Source organism: Streptomyces sp. CBMA123, from assembly GCF_014596465.1.
GTDB lineage: Bacteria > Actinomycetota > Actinomycetes > Streptomycetales > Streptomycetaceae > Kitasatospora.
The window spans coordinates 24,550-51,034 of record NZ_MECK01000312.1 but is presented as its reverse complement, the minus strand read 5'-3'; the positions used below and the strand labels follow the sequence as shown (position 1 = coordinate 51,034).

Below are 26,485 nucleotides of genomic sequence, written 5' to 3'. Positions count from 1 at the left end.
TGCCCAGCCGTCCGCTGCCCAGTCGTCCGCCGCCCAGCCCTCGGGCGGGCAGCCCTCGCCGGCCGCCACCGCCTCCGGCGCCAAGCCGGGTGCGAAGCCGGCCCCGACGGCGAGTGCTTCGGCGAGCTCCTCGGCCACCGCGACCCCGTCCGCCTCGCCCACAGCGAACCCCAACTGCGATGTGGACGCGCGCAGTCTGACCGCCGGCGCGGCCTCCACCGAGCAGGTCGTCCCGGAGCAGAACTGGACGCTGCAGACGAGCCGGCTCGGCCTGCACGGCGCGGTCTTCCACGGCGTCTACGACGTGAAGTCCCCGACCGGCACCAAGCGGGTGCTGAAGTTCGTGGTCGACAACGTGGACATCGAGAACCTCGACATGTCGACCCTGGAGGGCAACGGCGTCACCTTCCACGTCCAGGGCGCCCCGGGTTCGACCTCGACCATGCGCAACGGCCCGGTCACCATGTACGTGGAGCGGCTGTCCGGCCACCTGTCCAAGCTGCTGGGCCTGCCGATCCCGATCGACCTGGGCGAGATCACCCTCACTCCGGACACCCTGCCGCGCTGGCTGTACGACCTGATCGGCGCCATCCCGATCCCACTGGACCTGGAGCTGACCGGGGTCACCGCCAAGCAGGCCGGCCAGTTCGGCGGCACCCTGCACATCCCGGGGATGCACCTGTTCAACGACAACGCGCCCTACAGCGACAAGTAGCGGAACGCACGACGCCCGTGGGGCGGCCCTCCGTCGAGGAGGAGCCGCCCCACGGGCGTTCGCGGGACCGCCTACTCGCCGTGCGAGCCCAGGCGGTGCACCTGCACCATGTTGGTGGTGCCGGGGATGCCGACCGGGACACCGGCGGTGACGATCACGGTGTCGCTCTGCGTCAGCCGGCCCATCTTCAGCAGCTCGCGGTCGACCTGCGCGACCATCGCGTCGGTGGTGGCCACCTGCTCGGTGACGTACGACTCGACGCCCCAGCTCAGCGAGAGCTGGTTGCGGGTGGCCGAGTCCGGGGTGAACGCGACCACCGGGATCGGCGAGCGGTAGCGGGACAGCCGGCGCGCGGTGTCACCGGACTTGGTGAACGCGACCAGGGCCTTGCCGTTCAGGAAGTCGCCCAGCTCGCACGCGGCGCGGGCGACGGAGCCGCCCTGGGTGCGCGGCTTGCGGCCCGGGTTGAGCGGCTGCAGGCCCTGGGAGACCAGCTCCTCCTCGGCCTTCTCGCAGATCCGGCTCATGGTGCGGACGGTCTCGACCGGGTACTTGCCGACGCTGGACTCGGCGGAGAGCATCACCGCGTCGGTGCCGTCCAGGATGGCGTTGGCGACGTCGGAGACCTCGGCGCGGGTCGGGCGCGAGGCGTGGATCATCGACTCCATCATCTGGGTGGCGACGATGACCGGCTTGGCGTTGCGACGGGCCAGGGTGATCAGCTGCTTCTGGACCAGCGGCACCCGCTCCAGCGGGTACTCGACGGCCAGGTCGCCGCGGGCGACCATGATGGCGTCGAAGGCGAGGACGATCTCCTCCATGGCCTCGACGGCCTGCGGCTTCTCGATCTTGGCGATGACCGGCACCCGGATACCGACCTCGTCCATGACCTCGTGGACGTCCTTGATGTCGTCCGCGTTGCGGACGAAGGACAGGGCGATCATGTCGACGCCCAGGCGCAGCGCGAAGCGCAGGTCGTCCTTGTCCTTCTCGGACAGGGCGGGCACGTTCACGGCCGCGCCGGGCAGGTTGATGCCCTTGTTGTTCGAGAGCACGCCGCCCTCGACCACCACGGTCTTCACCCGCGGGCCGTCGACGCTGACGACCTCCAGGGCGATGACGCCGTCGTTGATCAGGATCGGGTCGCCGGGCTTCACGTCGCCGGGCAGGCCCTTGTAGGTGGTGCCGCAGATGTGCTGGTCACCGGGGACGTCCTCGGTGGTGATGGTGAACTCGTCGCCGTTGTCGACGGTCACCGGGCCGTTGGCGAAGGTCGCCAGACGGATCTTGGGACCCTGGAGGTCGGCCAGGACGCCGATGGCCTTGCCGGTGTCCTCCGAGACCTGGCGGACCTTGCGGTACCGCTCCTCGTGGTCCGCGTGGTTGCCGTGGCTCATGTTCAGTCGGGCGACGTTCATGCCCGCCTCGACGATGGCCTTCAGCTGTTCGTAGGAGTCCGTCGCCGGACCCAGGGTGCAGACAATTTTCGCTCGGCGCATATGGATCAGTCTATCCGTTCGTGTTATAGGTGCATTCGGCACGGACCGGGAGGAATCGCCGACGAATGATCCCGAGGGGCGAGACAATTCCGTGTCAGTCCTCGGACTGTTCACCTTCCCGGTGCACCAGGGCGAAGGCCTGTCGGGCGATCTCCAGCTCCTCGTCGGTGGGCACCACCGCGACCGCCACCCGGGAGAACTCGGGCGAGATGATCCGGGCGTCGCCGGACCGCACCGAGTTCAGCTCCGGGTCCACGGCGATGCCCAGCTCCTCCAGCCCGGCGGTGGCCGCCGCGCGCACCGGCGCCGCGTTCTCCCCGACGCCCGCGGTGAACGCGATCGCGTCCACCCGGCCGAGCACCGCGTAGTAGCCGCCGATGTACTTGCGCAGCCGGTGGACGTACGCGTCGAAGGCGAGCCTCGCGTCCGCGTCCCCCTCGTCGGCGCGGCGCATGATCTCTCGCATGTCGTTCTCGCCGCACAGGCCGCGCAGGCCGCTGCGGCGGTTGAGCAGGTCGTCGATCTCGTCCACGGACAGGCCGCCGACCCGGTGCAGGTGGAACACCACCCCGGCGTCGATGTCACCCGAACGGGTGCCCATGACCAGGCCCTCCAGCGGGGTCAGGCCCATCGAGGTGTCCACGCAGCGGCCGCCGCTGACCGCCGAGGCGGAGGCGCCGTTGCCCAGGTGCAGCACGATCACGTTGACCTCGGCCGGGTCCTTGCCGAGCAGCCGGGCGGTGGCCCGCGAGACGTACTGGTGCGAGGTGCCGTGGAAGCCGTAGCGGCGCACCCGGTGCTCGTCCGCGACGGCCTTGTCGATCGCGTAGCGGGCCGAGTACTCGGGCATCGAGGCGTGGAAGGCGGTGTCGAACACGGCCACCTGCGGCAGGTCCGGCCGCAGCGCGTGTGCCACCTCGATGCCGGTGATGTTCGCCGGGTTGTGCAGCGGCGCGACCGGGATCAGCCGGCGGATCTCCTTCAGCACCTCGTCCGTGATCACGGTCGGCTCGGTGAACCGCTTGCCGCCGTGCACCACCCGGTGGCCGATCGCGGCCAGCTCGGGGGAGTCCAGCCCGAGGCCGTCCGCGGACAGCTCCTCGGCGACGGCCTTCAGCGCGGCCGAGTGGTCCGGGAAGGCCTGCGACAGCTCGCGCTTCCCGCCGTCGCGCGGGGTGTGCACCAGCCGGCCGCCGGCCTCGCCGATCCGCTCCACCAGCCCGGAGGCCAGCCGGTCGCCGTCCAGCATGTCGATCAGCTGGTACTTCACCGACGAGGAGCCGGCGTTGAGCACCAGAACGCGCGTCCCTCCACTCATGCCTGGGGCTCCTTGTCGTCCTGGGCCTGGATGGCGGTGATCGCCACGGTGTTGACGATGTCCTGCACCAGCGCCCCGCGCGAGAGGTCGTTGACGGGCTTGCGCAGCCCCTGCAGCACCGGGCCGACCGCTACCGCGCCGGCCGAGCGCTGGACGGCCTTGTAGGTGTTGTTGCCGGTGTTGAGGTCCGGGAAGATCAGCACGGTCGCCCGCCCGGCCACCGCCGAGCCCGGCAGCTTGGCCGCCGCGACGTGGGCGTCCACCGCCGCGTCGTACTGGATCGGGCCCTCGACCAGGATGTCCGGCCGCAGTTCGCGGACCAGCTCGGTGGCCTTGCGGACCTTGTCGACGTCCGCGCCCGAGCCGGAGGTGCCGGTCGAGTACGAGAGCATCGCGACCCGTGGCTCCACGCCGAACTGGGCGGCGGTGGCGGCGGACTGGATCGCGATGTCGGCCAGCTGCTGGGCGTCCGGGTCGGGGTTGACCGCGCAGTCTCCGTACACCAGCACCTTGTCGGCCAGGCACATGAAGAAGACGCTCGACACGATGGACGCGCCCGGCGAGGTCTTGATCACCTCGAAGGCGGGCCGGATCGTCGCCGCGGTGGAGTGCGCCGCGCCGGAGACCATGCCGTCGGCGATGCCCTCCTGGACCATCAGGGTGCCGAAGTAGGAGACGTCGGTGACCACGTCCAGGGCCAGCTCGACGGTCATCCCCTTGTGGGCGCGCAGCCGGGCGTACAGCTCGGCGAACTGGCGGCGCAACGGGCTGGTGGCCGGGTCCACGACCCGGACCTGGGCCCGGTCGGCGCCCGCGTCCACCTGCGGGAGGACGATGCCCAGGGCGGCGGCCTTGCGGCGCACCGCGTCGACCTCGCCGAGCAGGGTGAGGTCGCAGATGTTGCGGCGCAGCAGGATCTCGGCCGCGCGCAGCACCCGCTCCTCGGTGCCCTCCGGCAGCACCACGTGCCGGCGGCCCGCCCGGGCGCGCTCCAGCAGCTCGTGCTCGAACATCATCGGGGTGACCCGCTCCGACCGGCCGACCTCGATCCGGTTGGTCAACTCGACGGTGTCCACGTGCAGTTCGAACAGGCCGAGGGCGATCTCGGCCTTCCGGGGGCTGGCCGCGGTGAGCTTGCCCTCCAGGTGGGTCAGGGTGGCGGCGGTGGGCCAGCTGCCCTCGGGGACGACCGCCACCGGGGTGCCGGGGGCGAGCCGGGCGGCCAGCGCCAGCACGTTCGGGCCGGGGTGCTGGCCGAGGGTCAGCAGCACGCCGGCGATCGGCGGCGCACCGGCCGCGTGCGCGGCCAGCGAACCGATCACCAGGTCCGCGCGGTCCCCGGGGGTGACCACCAGGGCGCCCTCGGTCAGCGCGTCCAGGAAGGTGGGCAGCATGGCGCCGCCGAAGACGAAGCCCCGCACGTCCCGGGCCAGCCCGGCCGCGTCACCGAGCAGCACCTCGGCGCCGGTCGACTCGACCAGCTGGGCGACGGTCGGCGCGGCCAGCGCCGGCTCCTCCGGGATGACGTACGCGGGGATCGGCAGCTTCTCGGTGAGCGCGCGCTGGATCCGCTGCTCGGCGCCCGGGGCGGTCCGGTTGGCGATCATCGCCAGGGTCTCGCAGCCGAGGTCGGTGTACGCCCGGTGGGCGCCCAGGACCTCGGCGATCACCGCCTCCGCCTCCTTGCCCTGCCCGCCGACCACCGGCAGCACCGCGGCGCCGAACTCGTTGGCGAGCCGGGCGTTGAAGGCCAGCTCGTCCGGGATGTTGGTGTCCGCGAAGTCGGTGCCGAGCACCAGCACGGCCTGGCAGCGCCGCTCCAGCGCGCGGAACCGGTCCACCAGCGTGGAGACCAGCTCGTCCTGCCCCCGGGCGGCCTGCAGCGCGGCGGCCTCCTCGTAGGTGAGCCCGTACAGCTCCTGGCTCGGCAGCTCGATCCGGTACCGCCCGCGCAGCAGCTCCACCACGTGGTCGGACCCCGACTCCCCGGGCGCCGCCGCGTGCACCAGCGGACGGAACACCCCGACCCGGTCCACCTGGCGGGTGAGCAGTTCCATGACCCCGAGTTCGACCGCCTGTCGGCCGTCCCCCCGGTCGATCCCGGTCACGTACACGCTGCGCGCCACGCGGATGTCTCCGTCCCGTCGCCTCGGAAGGTGGTCATATCGACCATACCTTCGCACCCCGAACCCCCGTCCGCGAGCAGAGCCCCAACCCGGTGGCAACCGGCCGGTGCCGAGCCCTTCCGCGCCGGGCTCACCGACTTCGTCACCGACGACCGCGAGCTGGGCCGGGCCGCCGAGGACCTCGGGTTCCCGGTCGCCGTCCCCGGCTCGGCGCCCGCCCGATGGGGCGGGCGCCCGGGGGTGGTCAGGCCGGCCGGAGCCAGATGGTGGCGAGCGGGGGGAGGACGAGTTCGGCGGAGCGCGGCTGGCCGTTCCACGCGACCGCTTCGGCCTTGACCGGGTGGGAGTTGCCGGTGCCGCTGCCGCCGTAGGTCTCGGCGTCGGTGTTCAGCACTTCCTCCCAGAGCTGTTCGCGGCCGTCCAGGGCGGGCAGGCCGACCCGGTGGCCGTGGCGGACGACGGGGGAGAAGTTGCAGACGGCGACCAGCGGGGTGCCGTCGGCGGCGTGGCGGACGAAGGAGAGCAGGTTGTCCTCGGCGGCGCCGCCGTCGAGCCAGCGGAAGCCGTCGGGGGTGGTGTCGAGTTCCCAGAGGGCGGGGGTGTCCCGGTAGATCCGGTTGAGGTCGCGGACGAGGCGGCGTACGCCCTGGTGGTCCTGGTGGGCGGGCCACTGCCGGTCGAGCACCCACCACTGCGGGCCCTGTTCGTGGTCCCATTCGCCGCCCTGCGCGAACTCCTGCCCCATGAACAGCAGTTGCTTGCCGGGGTGGGACCACATGAAGCCCAGGTAGGCGCGGTGGTTGGCGCGCTGCTGCCACCAGTCGCCGGGCATCTTGGAGACCAGGGCCTGCTTGCCGTGGACGACCTCGTCGTGGGAGATCGGCAGGACGTAGTTCTCGGAGTAGGCGTACACCATCGAGAAGGTGATCTCGTTGTGGTGGTACTTGCGGTGCACCGGCTCCTTGGAGATGTAGACCAGCGAGTCGTGCATCCAGCCCATGTTCCACTTCAGGCCGAAGCCGAGGCCGCCGGCGTCGGTGGGGCGGGTGACGCCGTCCCAGGCGGTGGACTCCTCGGCGATGGTGATCACGCCGGGGCAGCGCCGGTAGACGGTGGCGTTCATCTCCTGGAGGAAGGCGGCCGCGTCCAGGTTCTCCCGGCCGCCGTGCTGGTTGGGCGTCCAGGCGCCGCCCTCGCGGGAGTAGTCGAGGTAGAGCATCGAGGCGACGGCGTCGACCCGCAGGCCGTCGATGTGGAACTCCTCGCACCAGTAGACGGCGTTGGCGACGAGGAAGTTGCGGACTTCGGTGCGGCCGTAGTCGAACTCCAGCGTGCCCCAGTCGGGGTGTTCGGCGCGCAGCGGGTCGGCGGGTTCGTACAGCGGTTCGCCGTCGAAGCGGGCGAGGGCGAAGTCGTCCTTGGGGAAGTGCGCGGGCACCCAGTCGACGATCACGCCGATGCCGTGCTGGTGCAGGGTGTCGACCAGGTGGCGGAAGTCGTCGGGGCTGCCGAGCCGGGCGGTGGGGGCGTAGTAGCCGGAGACCTGGTAGCCCCAGGAGCCGCCGAAGGGGTGCTCCATCACCGGCATGAACTCCACGTGGGTGAAGTTCAACTCCTTGAGGTAGCGGGGGAGTTCTTCGGCGATGGCACGGTAGTCGGTGAGGTCGGGCCGCCAGGAGGCCAGGTGCAGCTCGTACACCGACATGGGTGCCCGGTGGTGCGCGGTGCGGGCCCGGCGGGCCATCCACTCCTCGTCCTGCCACCGGTGGGTGGAGGAGGTGACGACGGAGGCGGTGCCGGGCGGGCACTGGGCGGCCCGGGCCAGCGGGTCGGCCTTGTCGAGCACCCAGCCCTGCCGGGTGTGGATCTCGTACTTGTACGTGGTGCCCTCGGCGAGGCCGGGGACGAACAGCTCCCAGATGCCGGAGGAGCCGAGCGAGCGCATCGGGTGGCCGGTGCCGTTCCAGTGGTTGAAGTCGCCGATGAGGCGCACCCCGGCGGCGTTCGGCGCCCAGACCGCGAAGGCGGTGCCGGCGACGCCGTCGACGGTGCGCAGGTGCGAGCCGAGTGCCTGCCACAGCTGCTCGTGCCGGCCTTCGGAGATCAGGTGGAGGTCGAGTTCGCCGAGGGTGGGCCGGGTGCGGTAGCCGTCGTGCTGGCGCAGGGGTTCACCGCCGGGGTAGCTCACCAGCAGGGTGTAGTCGGGGAGTTCGCCGCCCGCCAGCAGGCCGGTGAACAACCCGCCCTGCTGGTGGGTGAGTTCGGCCGGTCCGTGGGCGGTGTCGACCACCACCCGCTCGGCGAACGGGCGCAGCACCCGGATCGCCGTGCCGCCGTGCACCGGGTGGGCGCCGAGCAGGGCGTGCGGGTCGTGGTGCTGGCCGCTCACCAGCCGGTCGACCTCGGCGGGGGGCAGTGGCGCCTCGGGGAGGCGCAGGGCCCCGGCGGGGGTGTCCGCCGGAACGCGGGGAGGAGTGGGCTCGTGGGCCTCCCGGGGCTCGCCCCGTTCGGGGGTTCCGGCCAGGAAGGTGGCCGGTACGGGGCGGGTGGGGCGGCCGGTCGGGTCGAGCGGCGTCACGGCGTGGTCCTCCAGCGGCGGGGGTGGGCGAACTCGTGGCGGGCGGGACGGGGGTCGAGTGGGACGGGGTTCGAGGGGGACGGGTTCGGGCGGGGGTGGTCAGACGGACAGGGCGAGCCGGTTGATCGCGGCCAGCGGGATCGGCAGCCAGCTGGGCCGGTGCCGGGCCTCGTACACGACCTCGTACACCGCCTTGTCGATCTCCAGCGCCCGCATCAGTTCCGGTGAGGCCGCCGGGTCGGCGCCGCCTCCGGCGGTGTAGCCGGCGCAGAAGGCGGTGCGGTTGCGCTGGGCCCAGGCGGCGGCGAGGTGGGCGAGCTCCGGGTCGACCGGGCCGCCGGCCAGCAGGTGGGCGGCCGCGTAGTCGAAGGAGCGCAGCATCGCGGCGACGTCGCGCAGGGCGGGCTGGGGTTCGCGCCGTTCGTTGACGGACTTGGCGGGTTCGCCCTCGAAGTCGAGCAGTACCCAGCCGTGCGGGGTGCGCATGGCCTGGCCGAGGTGGAGGTCGCCGTGGATGCGCTGGACGGGCAGGCCGTCCGGGTGGGCGTCGGCGAGTTGCTGGAAGGCGGTGCGCAGGGCGGCCCGGAAGCGCAGCAGGCCGGGGACGGCGGCGACGGCGCTGTCCAGCCGGTCGGCCATGGCGGTGGCGAGCCGGCCGGTCTGGGTGCGGTCGAGCCGGGCGACGGGCATGGAGCGGGCGAGCACCCGGTGGACTTCGGCGGTGGCCCGGCCGAGCCGGTGGGCCTCGATGGCGAAGTTGCCGGGGGAGCGGTCGCCCTTGAGCCGGCCGACCTGGTCGAGGGCGAGTTCCCAGCCGTCCTCGGCGTCCGGCAGGTAGCGCTGGAGCAGTCCGAGGGTGGCGGGTTCGGCGCGTTCCATCCGGCTCTCGAACCAGGCGGCGACCCGGGGGATGCGGGTGGAGCCGGCCCGGGAGAGGGCGAGCGAGAGTTCCAGGTCGGGGTTGGTGCCGGGGTGGATGCGCCGGAACAGCTTGAGGATGTACGAGGTGCCGTAGATGACGGAGCTGTTGGACTGTTCGGCGGTGGAGGCCCGGCCGGGGAGGTTGGCGGGCAGTCCGGAGCCTGGGGTGCGGCGGAAGGACAGCGAGCCGAACCGGTCGCCGGTGGCCAGGTGTTCCAGCAGCCGGCCGGTGAGTTCGGGGTCGTGCACCGCGTCGTAGAGGGTGGCGCCGTCGTACGGGCCCTGGCTGAGCCGGCCGAGCACGGCGCCGGGTTCGATGTCCGCGGGGCCCTGGGAGCGGATGCCGAGCAGGAGTTGGTAGGTGTCGCCGTGCGGGAGGCCGGCCGTGGTGGCGTGCTCGACCCGCAACAGCAGGTGCAGCAGGGCGGGGTCGCCGACCTGCAGCGGGGTGCCGACCACCGGGACGAGTCCGGTGATGGGGCGTCCCTTCCCGGCGTACCAGCGTTGGGTGGGGAGCCAGTCGGCGATCAGCGGCACGGCCGCCTGGATGAGTTCGCTGACCCCCAGGGCGGTTCTCCGGGCTCCGGTGCCCCGAGCGCCCGGGTGCGCGGCGGAGCCGGCCGGGGCGTCGTGCTGCACATGGGCTTGAGAACGGGAGGTTTCGGACATGACTCCCTTTCCCCGGAAGCACGCGGACGGCCCGACGGGTCGTGGCCGGGGTCCGACAGTCTTCCGGATTTCGGCGGCGCGGCGGTCGCGGCACGCGAGCACGGCTCGGGTGTCACGCCTTCGTGTGGGTAGCCGTTGGGCTGTTCTCCGTACGCGGTGGTGCAGAGAACTCCGGGGGCGCGGGGGTCAACTCGCGCCCCCGGAGGGTCTGGTGGTGCTGTGCGGGCCGCGGGTGGCAGGGTGCGGCGGATCGTTACTTCGATCGCCTGGTTCCGCTCAGGCGCGGGGGCTGTCGGAGCTGGAACCAGTAGAAGCCGTGTCCGGCGAGCGTGAGCAGGTAGGGCCACTCGCCGATCGACGGGAAGCGCACCCCGCCGATCAGCTCGACCGGGTACCGTCCGCCGTACTGCCGCAGGTCCAGCTCGGTCGGCTGCGCGAACCGCGAGAAGTTGTTCACGCACATGACCAGGTCCCCCTCGTACTCGCGCACGAAGGCCAGCACGGCGGGGTTGCTGGACGGCAGCTCGGTGTAGGTGCCCAGGCCGAACGCCGGGTTGAGCTTGCGGATCTCGATCATGCGACGCGTCCAGTGCAGCAGCGAACTCGAACTGCTCTGCTGCGCTTCGACGTTGGTCACCTGGTAGCCGTACACCGGGTCCATGATGGGCGGCAGACTGAGCCTGCCCGGGTCGGCGGAGGAGAAACCCGCGTTGCGGTCCGGGGTCCACTGCATCGGCGTGCGCACGCCGTCCCGGTCGCCCAGCCAGATGTTGTCGCCCATGCCGATCTCGTCCCCGTAGTAGAGGACCGGCGAGCCCGGCAGGGAGAACAGCAGGGCGGTGAACAGTTCGATCTGGTTGCGGTCGTTCTCCAGCAGCGGGGCGAGCCGGCGGCGGATGCCCACGTTGGCGCGCATCCGCGGGTCCTTGGCGTACTCCGCGTACATGTAGTCGCGCTCCTCGTCGGTGACCATCTCCAGGGTCAGCTCGTCGTGGTTGCGCAGGAAGATGCCCCACTGGCAGCCGCCGGGGATCTGCGGGGTCTTGGCGAGGATCTCCGACACCGGGTACCGGGACTCCCGGCGCACGGCCATGAAGATCCGCGGCATCACCGGGAAGTGGAACGCCATGTGGCACTCGTCGCCGCCCGCGGTGAAGTCGCCGAAGTAGTCGACCACGTCCTCCGGCCACTGGTTGGCCTCGGCGAGCAGCACGGTGTCCGGGTAGTCGGCGTCGATCTCCTTGCGGACCCGGCGGAGGAACTCGTGGGTCTCGGGGAGGTTCTCGCAGTTGGTGCCCTCGCGGGCGAACAGGTACGGCACCGCGTCCAGCCGGAAGCCGTCGATGCCGAGGTCGAGCCAGAACCGCAGCCCGGCGATCATCTCGTCCTGGACGCGGGGGTTGTCGTAGTTGAGGTCCGGCTGGTGCGAGAAGAACCGGTGCCAGTAGTACTGCTTGCGGACCGGGTCGTAGGTCCAGTTGGAGGTCTCGGTGTCGACGAAGATGATCCGGGCGTCCGGGTACTGCTTGTCGTCGTCGGCCCACATGTAGAAGTCGCCGTACGGCCCGTCCGGGTCGGCCCGGGACGCCTGGAACCACGGGTGCTGGTCGCTGGTGTGGTTCATGACGAAGTCGATGATCACGCGCATGCCGCGGGCGTGGGCGGCGTCGGTGAACTCCATGAAGTCGGCGAGGTCGCCGAACTCCGGCAGCACCGACTTGTAGTCGGCGACGTCGTAGCCGCCGTCGCGCAGCGGCGAGGCGAAGAAGGGCGGGAGCCAGAGGCAGTCGACGCCGAGCCACTGCAGGTAGTCGAGCTTGGCCGTGAGCCCCTTGAGGTCCCCGACCCCGTCGCCGTTGCTGTCCTGGAAGGACCGCACCAGCACCTCGTAGAAGACCGCACGTTTGAACCACTCCGGGTCCAGGTTCTTCTTCGAGGTCTCCGGGAAGGTGTCGGGGACGGGCTCGTTCACTGTCACGCTGGGTTCCTCCGAACCGTGAGGAGGTGAGCCGGCTCGGCTGAGGGATCGAGCCGGACGTAGTTGTGCCGGCCCCAGGTGTAGACGGCGCCGGTGAGCTCGTCGTGCACCGCGTAGGGCCCGTCGCCGTCGAGGGTGACGGTGGCTTCCTGGACGTGGTGCGGGTCGAGGTTGACCACCGTGATCACGCGGTCGGTCAGGCCCTCGGGGGTGGTCGCGGTCTTGGAGTAGGCGAGCACCTGCTCGTTGTCGGTGGGGTGGAAGCGCAGGTCGCGCAGCTGCTGCAGGGCGGGGTGGCGCCGGCGCAGCCGGTTCAGCACGGTGAGCAGCGGGGCGAGGGTGTCGGGGCGGTTCCAGTCGCGGGGGCGCAGCTCGTACTTCTCCGAGTGGAGGTACTCCTCGGAGCCCGGGTGGGCCGGCTCGTTCTCGCACAGCTCGTAGCCGGCGTAGACGCCGTAGCTGGGGGAGAGGGTGGCGGCGAGCACGGCGCGGATCGCGAAGGCGGCGCGGCCGCCGCGCTGGAGGAAGGCGTGCAGGATGTCCGGGGTGTTGGCGAAGAAGTTGGGGCGCATGTAGGCGGCCGCGTCGCCGGTGAGTTCGGTGAGGTACTCGGTGAGTTCGTTCTTGGTGTTGCGCCAGGTGAAGTACGTGTACGACTGGTGGAAACCGATCTTCGCCAGGGTGTGCATCATCGCCGGGCGGGTGAACGCCTCCGCCAGGAACACCACATCGGGGTCGGTGCGGGCGATGTCGTCGAGCACCTTCTCCCAGAACACCACCGGTTTGGTGTGGGGGTTGTCGACCCGGAAGATCCGGACGCCGTGGGACATCCAGAACCGGAGGATCCGGACGGTTTCCTTGACGATTCCGTCCATGTCCTGGTCGAAGTTGATCGGATAGATGTCCTGGTACTTCTTCGGCGGGTTCTCGGCGTACGCGATGGTGCCGTCGGCGCGATGGCTGAACCATTCCGGATGCTTGTTCACCCACGGGTGGTCGGGGGAGCACTGGAGGGCGAAGTCCAGCGCCACCTCCAGGTGCAGCGCCTTGGCCTCGGCGACGAAGTGGTCGAAGTCCTCGATGGTGCCGAGGTCCGGGTGGACGGCGTCGTGGCCGCCCTCGGGCGAGCCGATCGCCCATGGCGAGCCGACGTCGTGCGGACCGGCCGTCAGGGTGTTGTCCGGGCCCTTGCGGAAGGCTCGTCCGATCGGGTGCACCGGCGGCAGGTAGACCACGTCGAAGTCCATCGCGGCGACCGCCGGCAGCCGTTCGGCGGCGGTGCGCAGGGTGCCCGAACGCGGCGGCTCGACCCCGTTCGGGTCCACCACCGCACCCTCCGAACGGGGGAAGAACTCGTACCAGGAGCCGAACAGCGCGCGCTCGCGGTCCACCTGCAGCGGCAGCGGACGGGAGGCGCTGAGCAGCTCGCGCAGCGGGTGACGGGCCAGCAGCTCCAGCACCTCGGGGGCGAGCGCGGCGGCCAGCCGGGACAGCGGCGGCAGCCCCGGGTCGCGCAGCGCGCCCGCGGCGGCCAGCACGTGCGCCCGGCCGTCCTTCTTCGGCACCCCGGCGGCGGCCTGCTCCAGCAGCCGGGCGCCCTCCTCCAGCACCAGCGCGGTGTCGATCCCGGCCGGCAGCTTCACCGCGGCGGTCTTGCGCCAGGTGGCGATCGGGTCGCTCCACGCCTCCACCAGGTACGACCAGCGGCCGGGCGCGGTCGGGGTGACGTGCGCCCCCCAGCGGTCGGTGCCCTCGGCCAGCTCGCGCATCGGCGTCCACGGGCCGCTGCGGCCGCGCGGGTCGCGCAGCACCACATTGGCGTTGACGGCGTCGTGGCCCTCGCGGAAGACCGTCGCGGTGACCGGGAAGGTCTCGCCGACGACGGCCTTGGCCGGGCGGCGGCCGGCGTCGATCTGGGGGCTGACGTCCAGGACGGGGATGCGGCCGATCACGGTGTCGCTCTCTGTCGTCTTGCGGGCGGAGGGCTTGGCGGCGGTCTTGCGGGCGGGGGCCTTGCGGGCGGGTGCCTTCGCGGCCGCGTCCGCGGGAGCGGTCTCGGCGGTGGCCTTCGCGGTGCTGCGGCGCGTGGTGGTGGTGCGCCTGCGCGGTGCCGCCGCCGGGCCCTCCTCGGCCCCGGGTTGCCGGGCCGTGGTGGCGGCCCGTGCCGCGGCGGGTGATGTCGCGGCGACCTGCGCGGTGGAGGCCTGGGTTTCGGAGGATTCGGTATGGACCGCTCCGGAAACCCGGGGCGACGGCATCGCCGGGTCTGTCCGAGTGTCAGAATCCATCCGTCCGGCGGATTCCGCGACCGCTGCGTCGACGGTGTCGGCCACCGGTGTGGACTGGTCCCGCGTGTCGCCGTGCATGCCAAGCTCCTGCCCGAGATCAGCGGCAGCTCCCCACGGGCCGGAGGGGTCGGGCCGGAGGAGTACCGGGAGGACTGCTGGGTGGGGTGGACGTGCGACCGGAGCCTGCCCGCGTCGCTGTCCCCGGCAACCTGCCCGGCGCCCGCCGAACCGGTGGCGGGACACCCCGGAACCCGTGCGCGTCCCGGCGCACGCCTCCCGGGGGTACGCCCCTGGGCGGCCCGGTCGACCCGTGAACGAGCCGACCGGGCGCGAGGACACGCGTCGGTGCGCGGTGAGCGCCGAACGGGCTAAGGGAGAAGGGGAAGGATCAACGCGAAAAGGATCCGGACGTGCTGCTCCACGGGGGACTCCACCCGTCGTCGTTGTCCCCGCGGCATGAACGACCTTCGGCCATCCTCGCACTGGGGACCAGGTTTTCGCAGCGGTACGACAGTAGTTTCGGGCTTTGTCCGGAGTGGACGAGCCGCCGGAAATGGATCTGTTCCACGGAGTTCACGTATTGGTAGCGCGACGCCCCGGAATGCGCGCCTCGCGCGCCCCCTGTGCAGACCAATGCGCCGAATGCGATCTCACCAATAGGCCGAACGGATGCCCAATACTTCACTTGACCCGTAGTCAGGACGATCGGCGAGGCTACGCTTCACCGCTGTGAAGGCAATCCGCAGATTCACCGTCCGCACCGTCCTGCCCGAACAACTCCAGCCGTTGCACGAGCTGGCCCTCAACCTGCGCTGGTCCTGGCACCCCGAGACCAGGGACCTCTTCCGGTCCATGGACCCGGAGGTCTGGGCCGCGACCGGCGAGGACCCGGTGCGGCTGCTCGGAGAGGTCCCGGCCGCCCGGCTCGCCGCCCTCGCCGCCGACCGGCGGTTCCTACGCAGACTCGGCGACCTCGCCGACGACCTGCGCGAGTACCTCACCGGCCCGCGCTGGTACCAGGCCCAGCTGGACGGCGGCGCCACCCCGCCCCCCGCCGCCGTCGCCTACTTCTCGCCCGAGTACGGCATCGCCGCCGCGCTGCCCCAGTACTCCGGCGGCCTCGGCATCCTGGCCGGCGACCACCTCAAGGCCGCCAGCGACCTCGGCGTCCCGGTCATCGGCGTCGGGCTGTTCTACCGGCACGGCTACTTCCGGCAGTCCCTCGACCGGGGCGGCTGGCAGCAGGAGCGCTACCCCCTGCTGGACCCGGACGAACTGGCCGTCAGCCTGCTCCGGGAGGCCGACGGCGCCCCCACCCGGGTCGACCTCGCCCTGCCCGGCGGCCGCACCCTCGCCGCACACATCTGGAAGGCCCAGGTCGGGCGGGTCCCGCTGCTGCTGCTCGACTCCGACATCGAGGCCAACTCACCCGCCGAGCGCGACATCACCGACCGGCTCTACGGCGGCGGCAGCGAGCACCGGCTGCTCCAGGAGATGCTGCTGGGCATCGGCGGCGTCCGGGCCGTGCGCGCCTACTGCCGGCTCACCGGGCACCCCGCCCCCGAGGTCTTCCACACCAACGAGGGCCACGCCGGCTTCCTCGGCGTCGAGCGCATCCGCGAACTCGTCGCCGACCGGGCGACCGGGCTGGACTTCGCCGCCGCCCTGGAGTCCGTCCGGGCCGGCACCCTGTTCACCACCCACACGCCCGTCCCGGCCGGCATCGACCGCTTCGACCGCGACCTGGTCGCCCGCCACTTCAGCGGCGACGCCGCGCTGCCCGGCGTCCCGGTCGAGCCGGTGCTCGCGCTCGGCGCCGAGACCTGGCGCGGCGGGGACCCGAAGCTCTTCAACATGGCCGCCATGGGCCTGCGGCTCGCCCAGCGCGCCAACGGGGTCTCCACCCTGCACGGCGAGGTCAGCCGCTCGATGTTCAACGGCCTGTGGCCCGGCTTCGACCCCACCGAGGTGCCGATCACCTCGGTCACCAACGGGGTGCACGCCGCCACCTGGATCGACCCGGCCGTGGTGCGCCTGGGTGCCGCCGAGATCGGCGCCGAACGCGCCGAGGAGGCGATGACCACCGGCGAGACCCAGCGCTGGACCGGCCTGGAGCGGATCGGCAACACCGAGATCTGGGACCTGCGCCGCAGTCTGCGCGCCCAACTGGTCGACGAGGCCCGCCGCCGGCTGCGCGCCTCCTGGCACCAGCGCGGCGCCGGCGAGGCCGAACTCGGCTGGGTCTCCTCGGTGCTCGACCCCGACGTGCTCACCATCGGCTTCGCCCGCCGGGTGCCCTCGTACAAGCGGCTCACCCTGATGCTGCGCGACCCGGTCCGGCTGCGCGCCCTGCTGCTGCACCCCACCCGGCCGGTGCAGATCGTGGTCGCCGGCAAGGCCCACCCGGCCGACGACGGCGGCAAGCGGCTGATCCAGCAGATGGTCGCCTTCGCCGACGACCCGACGGTGCGCCACCGGATCGTCTTCCTGCCGGACTACGACATGGCGATGGCCCAGCACCTCTACCCGGGCTGCGACGTCTGGCTGAACAACCCGCTCCGCCCACTGGAGGCCTGCGGCACCTCCGGGATGAAGGCTGCGCTCAACGGCTGCCTCAACCTGTCCGTCCTGGACGGCTGGTGGGACGAGTGGTACGACGGCCAGAACGGCTGGGCGATCCCCACCGCCGACGAGGGCGCCGGTGTGCTCGACCCGGAGAGCAGCGAGGCAGAGCGGCGCGACGACATCGAGGCCGCCGCGCTGTACGACCTGATCGAGGAGCAGGTGGCCGGCCGGTTCTACGACCGGGGCGACGACGGGCTGCCGCACCGCTGGATCGCCATGGTCCGGCACACCCTGGTCACCCTCGGGCCCAAGGTGCTGGCGGGGCGGATGGTCCGCGAGTACGTCGAACGGCTGTACGCCCCGGCGGCGCTGGCCCAGCGGGAGCTGGCGGCCCGCGGGCACGCGGGCGCCCGCGAGCTGGCGCTGTGGAAGGCCAAGGTCCGGGAGGGCTGGCCGGGCGTACTGGTCGAGCACGTCGAGGCCGACTGTCCGGCCGAGGCCCAGGAGCTGGGCAGCTCGCTGGCGCTGCGGGTGCAGGTCGCGCTCGGCCCGCTGGAGCCGGGCGACGTCGAGGTGCAGGTGGTGTCCGGCCGGGTGGACGAGACGGACGGCATCTCGGACGCCGCGGTGCTCGCCCTCAAGCCGGTCGGCGGCCCGGACCTGGACGGCCGCACCCGCTACGAGGGGTCGCTGGAACTCGGCCGCACCGGCCCGTTCGGCTACACCGTGCGGGTGCTGCCCGCGCACCCCCGGCTGGCCTCGCCCGCCGAACTGGGGCTGGTCGCCCTCCCGGCCGAGTCCAACGGAATGGACGCCGGGCTGCTGCGCTGAGGTCCTGAACGGACGACTGCCGTCCGGAAGTCCTACGGACGGCAGTCATCCGGTTGCCCCGCGTGTCGGGCGGGGGGAGCGTGATGGTCATGACGCGTACCATCCGCTCGGCCGTCCTTGCCGCGCTCGCCGTGCTCCTCGTGGCGTGGCCGGCCCAGGCCGCCACCGCCCCCCTCGCGGCGCCGCCGGCGACCGCGCGGCTGTCCCTGGAGATCTGCCCGCCGCAGGACCCGGTGGTCCCGGGCGAGAACGGGACCCTGGAGGTGAGGGTCACCAACCGGGGGCCGGCCACCACCACCGACGACACCCTGGTGGTGGTGCACCTCCCGCCGCCGGGCGTGGTGCAGTCGGCCGACCCGGCCGTCCCGCTGGACTACTTCGGCACCGGCAGCTCGTACAAGATCCCGGCCGGGCTGGCGCCGGGGGCGAGCTCGGTCGAGCGGCTGGCGCTGCACGTCGCGCCGATCACCTCGCCGTTCACCACCGTCAGCGGCGACGTCCAGGCCTTCTACCCGGGTGACCCGGACCAGTCCGGCCACACCACCCCGTACAGCTTCACCACCGCCGACACCAGGGCCCACTTCATGGTCGGCGCCTCCTCCGCCTGGCAGGCCGGTCGCCCGATCCCGCAGCCGGGCGACCTCACCGGCCACCCCGGGGCGACCATCGACCTGCCGCTGTGGGTGTACGACGCCGGCCCCTCGTACTCGACCCACCCGATCGACGTGGCGATCACCGTGCCCGAGCACACCACCCTGACCGGCACGCCGCCGTACGGCTGCACGGCCACCGGGCCGCGCACGCTCACCTGCCACTACGGGGCCGGGCCGCGCTACCAGGACGCGATCTTCATCGACCCGGCCGTGGTGATCGACTCCTCGACCGTCGCCGGGCAGGTGCTGCCGGGCGGGACGCTGGACGTGGTGGCCGCGCAGGAGGACTGCCCGTCGCCCGACTGGCACACCGACTACGTGGTGACCGTGGACTGACCGTGTCGCGACCGGCCCCGGGAAAGGGGATGCCCGCCCGGGTGCGTGACGGCGCACCCGGACGGGCACAACTGTGGGGCTTCCTGGACGGGCACCACTGTGGGGAGTTCTACACCAGGCTGTCCCGCCAGGCACGATGCAGGGTCGCGAAACGCCCCGCTCCGTCGATCAGCTCCTGCGGGGAGCCGTCCTCGACGATCCGGCCCTGGTCCATCACCAGCACCCGGTCGGCGATCTCCACGGTGGAGAGCCGGTGGGCGATGATCACCGCGGTGCGGCCGGCCAGCACCGTGCGCATCGCCCGCTGCACGGCCTGCTCGCCGGGCACGTCCAGGGAGCTGGTGGCCTCGTCCAGGATCAGTACGGCCGGGTCGGCCAGCAGGGCGCGGGCGAAGGCGACCAGCTGGCGCTGACCGGCGGAGATCCGGCCGCCGCGCTTGCGCACGTCGGTGTCGAAGCCGTCCGGGAGCGCGGCGATGAACTCGTACGCGCCGATGTCCCGGGCGGCCTGCTCGACCTCGGCGCGGGTGGCGCCCGGGTGGCCGATCGCGATGTTCTCGCCGACGGTGCCGGAGAACAGGAAGGACTCCTGGGTCACCATCACCACCCCGCGCCGCAGTTCCGGGGTGGCGAGGTCGCGCAGGTCCACGCCGTCCAGCCGGATCCGGCCCTCGGTCGGGTCGTAGAAACGGGCCAGCAGCTTGGCGAGCGTCGACTTGCCGGCGCCGGTCGCACCGACCACCGCGACCGTCTGCCCGGCCGGGATCAGCAGGTCGAAGGGCGGCAGCACCTCCTTGCCGGTCCGGTAGGCGAAGCGGGTCCCTTCGAAGGAGACCTCGCGGCCCTTGACTGTGACTCGCCCGCTCGCCTCCGGGCGCTCAGGCCCGGTGCCGACGCTCTTCGCTCCGGCACTCCCTCCTGCGTCGGTCGCTGCTCGCTCACCGCTTTCGGCACCGGCGCGCCCTTCGGCTCGGGGCGCCACTCGTCCGCTCGCGGTCTGCGGCAGGGCCACCGGCTCGGACGGCTCGGCGACGGTCGGCTCGTGGGCGAGCAGGCCGGCGATCTTCTCCAGGGCCGCAGCGGCGGCCTGGTAGCTGTTCAGGAACATCGCCAGCTGGTCGATCGGGTCGAACAGGCGGCGCAGGTAGAGCACGAAGGCGGTCAGGACGCCCAGCTCCAGCGCGTCGTCGGCGACCAGGTAGCCGCCCAGCAGCACGATGCCGGTGGTCCAGATGTTGGCGGTGACGCGGGACAGGCCGACGTACCGGGCGAGCTCCAGGAAGCCCTCCGCGTTGGCGGTCGAGGACTGCCCGTTGACCACCGCGAAGGCGGCGTCGTTGGCCTTCTCGCGGCGGAAGGCCTGCACCGGGCGGATGCCGTTCATGGTCTCGGTGAAGCGCACGATCATCGAGGCGGCGGCCGTCCGCGAGCGGCGGTAGACCCGGCGGGAGCGGGTGCGGAAGGAGTGGGCGATCAGGGCCAGCGGAAGGAAGGCCACCAGCGAGGCCAGACCGAGCCGCCAGTCCAGCACCACCAGCAGCACCGAGATGTAGCAGACCGACAGGAAGACGGTCAGCAGCTCCTGGAGGCCCTCGGAGAGCAGTTCGCGCAGCGCGTCGATGTCGCTGGTGGCCCGGGAGATGATCCGGCCCGAGGTGTAGCGCTCGTGGAAGTCCAGGCTGAGCCGCTGGGCGTGCCGGAAGATCCGGCCGCGCAGGTCCAGCAGGACGTCCTGGTTCACCCGGGCGCTGATCTTGATGAACGCCCACTGCAGCGCCGGGCTGAGCAGCGCGCAGCAGAGGTAGCCGGCCACCACCGCGACCAGCGGGCCCGAGTCGTGCTCGCGCAGCGCCGGGATGGCGCGGTCCATCGCCACCGCGACCAGCAGCGGGCCGGACTGCAGGGCGGCCTGCTGGACCAGGATCACCACCATCGCGACGGCGATCCGGGCCCGGTGCGGGCCGAGCAGTGAGCGCAGCAGCGCCCGGGGCGCGCCGGGCGGGACGGGGATGTCCTCCTCGTCGGCCGGGGGCGGGGGCAGCTCCTCCTCGGCGGGCGCCGCCCCGGCGGGCTTCGCCCGGACGGACTCCGCCTCGGCGGGCTCGACGGTGGTGGTCATCGGCTGGGGCTCCCCTCGGGTACGAGGGCGGCCTCGCCCGACATCAGTTCGCGGTAGTGCGGGCAGTCCCGCAGCAGTTCCTGGTGGGTGCCGACGGCCTCGATCCGGCCGTCCGCGAGCACCGCGACCCGGTCGGCGAGCAGCACGGTGCTGGGGCGGTGGGCGACCACCAGGGCGGTGGTGGTGCCGAGCACCTCGCGCAGCGCCCGCTCGACCAGCGCCTCGGTGTGCACGTCCAGGGCGGAGAGCGGGTCGTCCAGGACCAGGAAGGGCGGGTCGCCGACCACCGCGCGGGCCAGGGCGAGGCGCTGGCGCTGCCCGCCGGACAGGCTCAGGCCCTGCTCGCCGACCTCGGTCTCCACCCCGGCCGGGAGCTTCTCGACGAAGCCGGCCTGGGCGGTGGCGAGGGCGGCGAGCAGCTGCCGGTCGTCCGCGCCGGGGGCGCCCATCAGGACGTTCTCCCGGACGGTGGCGGAGAACAGGGTGGGCTCCTCGAAGGCGACCGCGACCAGTCGGCGCAGCTCCTCCCGGGGCAGCCCGGCGATGTCCCGGCCGTCCAGGGTGATCCGGCCGCCGGTGGCCTCGTACAGCCGGGGGAGCAGCGCGGTCAGCGTGGTCTTGCCGCTGCCGGTGGCGCCGACCAGGGCCATCGTCTCGCCGCTGCGGATGTGCAGGTCGACGCCGGCCAGCAGGTCGGGGGTGCCGTCGGGGGCGTCGGGGTAGCGGAACCGGACGCCGGTGAGGCGGATGCCGTCCGGCGCGGTGCGGAGGCCGTCCGGGGTGCCGGGCGCCCCGGTGGTGCCCTGGTCCTCGGGCTCGGGCTCGTCCATGACCTCGAAGAACCGGTCGGTGGCGGTGGCGGCCTCGTTGGCGTAGGCCAGCAGCCAGCCGAGCGACTCGACCGGCCAGCGCAGGGCGAGCGCGGTGGAGAGGAAGGCGACCAGGGTGCCGGCGCTCAGCTCGTCGTGGGCGACCAGGTAGGCGCCGACGGCCAGCGCGCAGCCGAGGGCGATCTCCGGCAGGCCGACGATGACCGCCCACAGGTTGGCGAGCTGGTGGGCCTTGCGCAGTTCGGTGCGGCGCAGCCGGTGGGACTGCGCGCGGAAGTGCTCGGCCATCGTGCGGTGCCGGCCGAAGGCCTTGAGGATGCGGATGCCGAGGACGGACTCCTCGACCACGGTGGCGAGGTCGCCGTTCTGGTCCTGGGCGAGCCGGGCGGTGACCGAGTAGCCGGACTCGAAGCGCCGGGTGAGCACCAGCAGCGGTACGGCGGGCGCCAGGACGATCAGGGCGAGCCGCCAGTCCTGGGCGAACATCAGCACGGTGCCGGCCAGGAACGTCACCGAGTTGACGATCAGGAACACCAGCGGGAAGGCCAGGAAGAGCCGCATGGCGTTCATGTCGGTGGTGGCCCGGGAGAGCAGCTGGCCGGAGCCCCAGCGGTCGTGGAAGGAGACCGGCAGCCGCTGGAGCTTGGCGTAGAGGTCGGCGCGCATGGCCGCCTCCAGCCGGCCCAGTGGGCGGGACAGGACCACCCGGCGGGTGTAGAACAGTGCGGCCTCGACCAGACCGAGGAGCAGCAGCAGGCCGACCGGCGGCCAGAGCGCGTCGAGGTCGTGCCGGGCGAGCGGACCGTCGACGATCCGGCCGAGCACCACCGGGACGGCGAGGGTGCTCAGCATGGCGAGCGAGGCGGCCGTCACCGAGACGACGAGCCGGCCGCGTACGGCCCGGGCGTACGGCCAGAGGCGCAGCAGCGAGCGGACCGTGGAGCGGTGGCTTCCGGTCGGGTGGTCGGCGTCTTGTCTGTTCTCGGCCATCGCGGTGAGGGTAGGCAGAGAGCCCGTCACTTCTCATCTGGTTTTTCGCCCCTGTCGGTGGCGCCCGGCGAGAACCGGCCACCCGCACGGGCGAGGCGGAGGCGCGATGCGGGGCGCGCGGAGCCGTTCGTGCAGGGAGGAGTGCGCCGCGCGCCTCTTGCGAGCGCCTGCCGAACGGCCGATTACATCTCCTGACGGATGTTCATGAGGAGCGAGTGACAGGAGTGTGGACATGACGGTCGACACCGAGCCCACCCCCGGCCCCGGATCCGCGACAGTGCGGGTGAGGGCTCAGCTCAGCCTCAGCACCACCGCCGCGCGCAATCTGGCGACGACGACCAAGTCGAAGCCGCAGATGCAGGAGATCACCTCCCGCTGGCTGCTCAAGATGCTGCCGTGGGTGCAGGTCAGCGCCGGTACGTACCGGGTCAACCGGCGGTTGAGCTACGCCGTCGGGCGGGGCCGGGTGGGCTTCGCGAAGACCGGGTCCACGGTGACGGTGATCGCCCCCTCGCTGGCCGAGGTGCCGGTGCTGCGCGGCTTCGAGGACCAGGAGGTGCTCACCGAACTCGCCGGCCGGTTCGTGCAGCGGGACTTCGCCGCGGGTGAGGTCTTGGTGCAGGAGGGGACGCCGATCGAGGAGGTGTTCCTGATCGCGCACGGCAAGGTCGACCGGATCGGCACCGGCAAGTACGGCGAGCAGACCGTGCTCGGCACCCTCGCGGACGGCGACCACGTCGGCGACGAGGTGATCACCGAGCCCGGCGGCACCTGGTCGTACACCGTGAAGGCCGCTACCGCCGGCGTCGCGATGACGCTGAACGCCTCGCGGCTCCAGGAGCTGATCGACCGCTCCGCGACGCTGCGCGAGCAGCTGCTCGGCTTCGCCACCGACGCGGCCCAGGCGCAGAACGTCCACGGCGAGGCGGAGATCGACCTCTCGGCCGGCCACGAGGGCGAGTACGAGCTGCCCGGCGCCTTCGTGGACTACGAGCCGGCGCCGCGCGAGTACGAGCTGAGCGTCGCCCAGACCGTCCTGAAGGTCCACACCCGGGTCGCCGACCTCTACAACAAGCCGATGAACCAGACCGAGGAACAGCTGCGGCTGACCATCGAGGCGCTGCGCGAGCGGCAGGAGCACGAGCTCATCAACAACCCGGAGTTCGGCCTCCTCGGCAACGCCGACTTCGACCAGCGGATCCAGACCCACTCCGGTGCGCCCACCCCGGACGACCTGGACGAGCTGCTCGCCATGCGCCGTGACACCGACTACCTGTTCGCCCACCCGCGGGCCATCGCCGCCTTCGAGCGGGAGTGCAGCAAGCGCGGCATCCACCCGGGCACGGTCGACGTCCTCGGCAAGCAGCGGCCGGTCTGGCGCGGGGTGCCGATCTTCAGCTGCGGCAAGATCCCGGTGGCGGCCGACCAGACCACCTCCTTCATCGCGATGCGCGTCGGCGAGGACAACCAGGGCGTGGTCGGCCTCACCCAGGTCGGCATCCCGGACGAGGTCGAGCCGGGCCTGAACGTCCGCTTCATGGGCATCGACGAGAAGGCGGTCGCCTCCTACCTGGTCAGCACCTACTACTCGGCGGCGGTGCTGGTGCCGGACGCGATCGGCGTCCTGGAGAACGTCGAGGTCGGGCACGCCCGGGGCTGATCCGTCAGGTGCGGGCGGGGGCGCGCAGCAGGTGCAGCGAGCGCCCGCCCAGCACCACCGCTCCCCGGGGGTACGGCTCGCCCGTGCCCGTGGCGGCCGTGTCCAGCACCGTCTCGTACGCGGCCTCCGGCTCGGCCCAGGGCTCGCCGGGCAGGGTGAACACGGTCGGCTCGTGGCCCGCGTTGAGCAGCAGCAGGAAGCTGTCGTCGGCCAACGGGCGCCCGGTGTCGTCCCGTTCGGACATCGCGGTGCCGGACAGCAGCATGCCGAGGCAGGCCGTCGGGGCGTACCAGTCCGCCTCGGTCATCTCCTTGCCGAGCGGGGTGAACCAGGCGAGGTCCGGCTGTCCGCCGGGGACGGCGGCCCGGCCGGAGAAGAACGCCCGCCGGCGCAGCACCGGATGGGCCCGGCGCAGCCGGACCAGCCGGCCGGTCAGCTCGCACAGCTCCCGCCAGCCGGGCTGCTCCAGCAGCGACCAGTCCAGCCAACTCACCTCGCCGTCCTGGCAGTAGGCGTTGTTGTTGCCGCCCTGGGTGCGGCCCAGCTCGTCCCCGGCGGTGATCATCGGGACGCCGGCCGAGAGCAGCAGGGTGGCCATCAGGTTGCGCAGTTGGCGCAGCCGCAGGGCGTTGACCTCCGGGTCGGTGGTCTCGCCCTCGGCGCCGTGGTTCCAGGAGCGGTTGTCGTCCGTGCCGTCCCGGTTGGCCTCGCCGTTGGCCTCGTTGTGCTTGCGGTCGTAGCTGACCAGGTCGCGCAGGGTGAAACCGTCGTGCGCGGTCACGTAGTTGACGGAGGCGTACGGACGGCGGCCGGCGCCCTGGTAGAGGTCGGAGGAGCCGGCCAGCCGGTAGCCGAGCTCCCGCACGTCCGGGCGGGCGCCGCGCCAGAAGTCCCGTACGGTGTCGCGGTAGCGGTCGTTCCACTCGGCCCACAGCGGCGGGAACCCGCCGACCTGGTAGCCGCCCGGGCCGACGTCCCAGGGCTCGGCGATCAGCTTCACCCGGCTCAGCAGAGGGTCCTGGGAGACCGCGGCGAGGAACGGGTGGTCCATGTCGACGCCGTCCGAGCTCCGGGCCAGGGCGGCCGCCAGGTCGAAGCGGAAGCCGTCCACGCCCATCTCGGTGACCCAGTAGCGCAGCGAGTCGGTGATCAGCCGGACCACCTGCGGGCGGCGGGTGTCCAGGGTGTTGCCGCAGCCGGTGTAGTCGGCGTAGCCGCGCGGGCGGTGCGGGGCGAGGCGGTAGTAGGCGGCGTTGTCGATGCCGCGCAGCGACAGCGCCGGGCCCAGCTCGGCGCCCTCGGCGGTGTGGTTGAACACCACGTCGAGGATCACCTCGATCCCGGCCGCGTGCAGGGCGCGGACCATCCGCTTGAACTCGCCGACCTGGCCACCGCGCGAGCCCGAGGCGGAGTAGCCGGCGTGCGGGGCGAAGTAACCGACCGTGTTGTAGCCCCAGTAGTTGACCAGGCCGCGGGCCTGCAGGTGGTCCTCGCTGGCGAACTGGTGCACGGGCAGCAGCTCGACGGCGGTGATGCCGAGACGGGTGAGGTGGGCGACGGCGGCGGGGTGGGCCAGGCCGGCGTAGGTGCCGCGCAGGTGCGGGGGGATCTCGGGGTGGCGCATGGTGAAGCCGCGGACGTGGAGCTCGTAGAGCACCGTCTCGGCCCACGGGGTCTTCGGGCGGTGGTCGTCGTACCAGTCGTCGTCATCGTGGACGACCACGGATCTGGGCACGTAGGGGGCGGAGTCCCGGTTGTCCCGGACGGTGTCGGCGACGTCGGCCTCCGGCCAGTTGCGGACGGCCGAGCAGGCCGCGTCGTGGGAGGTGTAACAGCCGTCGACGGCGCGGGCGTACGGGTCGAGCAGCAGCTTCGCCGGGTTCCAGCGGGCGCCCGTCCACGGGTCCCAGCGGCCGTGCACCCGGAAGCCGTAGCGGGCGCCGGGGCGCACGCCGGGCAGGAAGCCGTGCCAGATCTGGAAGTCCTGTTCGGTGAGGCGGTGCCGGTGCTCCCGGCCGTCCTCGTCGAACAGGCACAGGTCGACGGCTTCGGCGCCGGCCGCCCACAGTGCGAAGTTGGTGCCCGGGCCGCCGAGTTGGTCCGTACGGAAGCGGGCGCCTAGTGGCTGCCAGCTGCCGGGCCACGGTGGCTCGGCGGTGCGCGGACCGCCGTCCGGCCGTGCCTCGGCTTCCAGCTCCTGCCCTGACGCCATGGTCGTGTCCTCCCTGGACGGGGTGTCCCGGAACCCGTTCACCTTCTCTTTCCCGGATTGTGGGGGGAGGAAGCAGGTGGGGGTTTCGGGGTGTTCAGGTGGGCTCTCGGGAGGGTGGGTGCCGGGGGCGGCTCCGGGGGTGGCCGCTCCGGGGGCTGGGTGATTTTCGGACTGCCGACCCTCATCGCGGGGGGCTG

General features: G+C 72.4%; 14 protein-coding genes. 4 read left to right on the top strand and 10 right to left on the bottom strand.

The window, feature by feature from the left end; translation table 11 throughout:
- The first annotated feature begins 181 nt into the window (after positions 1-181).
- Complete coding sequence (locus BG452_RS28655; RefSeq protein ID WP_188307250.1) at positions 182-715, top strand: hypothetical protein; 534 nt, start codon at positions 182-184, stop codon at positions 713-715.
- A gap of 71 nt (positions 716-786) precedes the next feature.
- Here BG452_RS28655 and pyk read toward each other — a convergent pair whose 3' ends face one another.
- The 7 genes from pyk to BG452_RS28620 form a co-directional block, all read right to left on the bottom strand.
- Positions 787-2,214 (bottom strand): pyruvate kinase, encoded by a 1,428-nt coding sequence (gene pyk / locus BG452_RS28650; protein WP_188307249.1) that lies wholly within the window; start codon positions 2,212-2,214, stop codon positions 787-789.
- Between the two features lie 94 nt (positions 2,215-2,308).
- Entirely contained in the window at positions 2,309-3,532 is a 1,224-nt protein-coding gene (locus tag BG452_RS28645; protein ID WP_188307248.1) for an acetate kinase, read from the bottom strand.
- A complete protein-coding gene (gene pta, locus BG452_RS28640) occupies positions 3,529-5,658 on the bottom strand; it encodes a phosphate acetyltransferase (RefSeq protein WP_188307247.1) in 2,130 nt (709 codons plus the stop codon). The genes BG452_RS28645 and pta overlap by 4 nt, the downstream gene beginning before the upstream one ends.
- Positions 5,659-5,902: 244 nt before the next feature.
- The gene (gene glgB, locus BG452_RS28635; protein ID WP_317621271.1) at positions 5,903-8,236 is read right to left on the bottom strand and encodes a 1,4-alpha-glucan branching protein GlgB; all 2,334 of its coding nucleotides are present in this window, start codon (positions 8,234-8,236) and stop codon (positions 5,903-5,905) included.
- A 99-nt stretch (positions 8,237-8,335) separates the two neighbouring features.
- Positions 8,336-9,826 (bottom strand): maltokinase N-terminal cap-like domain-containing protein, encoded by a 1,491-nt coding sequence (locus BG452_RS28630; RefSeq protein ID WP_188307246.1) that lies wholly within the window; start codon positions 9,824-9,826, stop codon positions 8,336-8,338.
- Positions 9,827-10,079: 253 nt separating this feature from the next.
- Positions 10,080-11,804, bottom strand: coding sequence for a maltose alpha-D-glucosyltransferase (gene treS / locus BG452_RS28625; protein WP_188307245.1), 1,725 nt, complete (start codon positions 11,802-11,804; stop codon positions 10,080-10,082).
- Positions 11,801-13,756, bottom strand: a complete 1,956-nt coding sequence (locus tag BG452_RS28620) for an alpha-1,4-glucan--maltose-1-phosphate maltosyltransferase (RefSeq protein WP_188307255.1) — start codon at positions 13,754-13,756, stop codon at positions 11,801-11,803. The genes treS and BG452_RS28620 overlap by 4 nt, the downstream gene beginning before the upstream one ends.
- A gap of 1,065 nt (positions 13,757-14,821) precedes the next feature.
- Between BG452_RS28620 and glgP the strand changes: the two genes are divergently transcribed.
- Together glgP and BG452_RS28610 are read left to right on the top strand one after the other, a co-directional pair.
- Positions 14,822-17,488 carry an alpha-glucan family phosphorylase gene (gene glgP / locus BG452_RS28615; RefSeq protein WP_188307244.1) on the top strand — a complete coding sequence of 889 codons (2,667 nt, stop codon included), beginning with the start codon at positions 14,822-14,824 and terminating at the stop codon, positions 17,486-17,488.
- 89 nt (positions 17,489-17,577) lie between these two features.
- Positions 17,578-18,477 (top strand): hypothetical protein, encoded by a 900-nt coding sequence (locus BG452_RS28610; protein ID WP_188307243.1) that lies wholly within the window; start codon positions 17,578-17,580, stop codon positions 18,475-18,477.
- Positions 18,478-18,586: 109 nt separating this feature from the next.
- On the opposite strand, the gene BG452_RS28605 is transcribed toward BG452_RS28610, so the two are convergent.
- Both BG452_RS28605 and BG452_RS28600 read right to left on the bottom strand, forming a co-directional pair.
- Positions 18,587-20,596: an ABC transporter ATP-binding protein gene (locus tag BG452_RS28605; RefSeq protein WP_223242855.1), complete on the bottom strand. Its 2,010-nt coding sequence runs from the start codon at positions 20,594-20,596 to the stop codon at positions 18,587-18,589.
- Positions 20,593-22,416 carry an ABC transporter ATP-binding protein gene (locus BG452_RS28600; RefSeq protein ID WP_188307242.1) on the bottom strand — a complete coding sequence of 608 codons (1,824 nt, stop codon included), beginning with the start codon at positions 22,414-22,416 and terminating at the stop codon, positions 20,593-20,595. Before BG452_RS28600 ends, BG452_RS28605 begins: the two co-directional genes overlap by 4 nt.
- A 232-nt stretch (positions 22,417-22,648) precedes the next feature.
- Here BG452_RS28600 and BG452_RS28595 point away from each other — a divergent pair, with 232 nt between their 5' ends.
- Positions 22,649-24,076, top strand: a complete 1,428-nt coding sequence (locus tag BG452_RS28595) for a family 2B encapsulin nanocompartment shell protein (protein WP_188307241.1) — start codon at positions 22,649-22,651, stop codon at positions 24,074-24,076.
- A gap of 4 nt (positions 24,077-24,080) precedes the next feature.
- Here the strand turns inward: BG452_RS28595 and glgX are convergent, their stop codons facing one another.
- On the bottom strand, positions 24,081-26,288 hold the full coding sequence (gene glgX / locus BG452_RS28590) for a glycogen debranching protein GlgX (protein WP_188307240.1): 2,208 nt from the start codon (positions 26,286-26,288) through the stop codon (positions 24,081-24,083).
- Between the last annotated feature and the right edge of the window lie 197 nt (positions 26,289-26,485).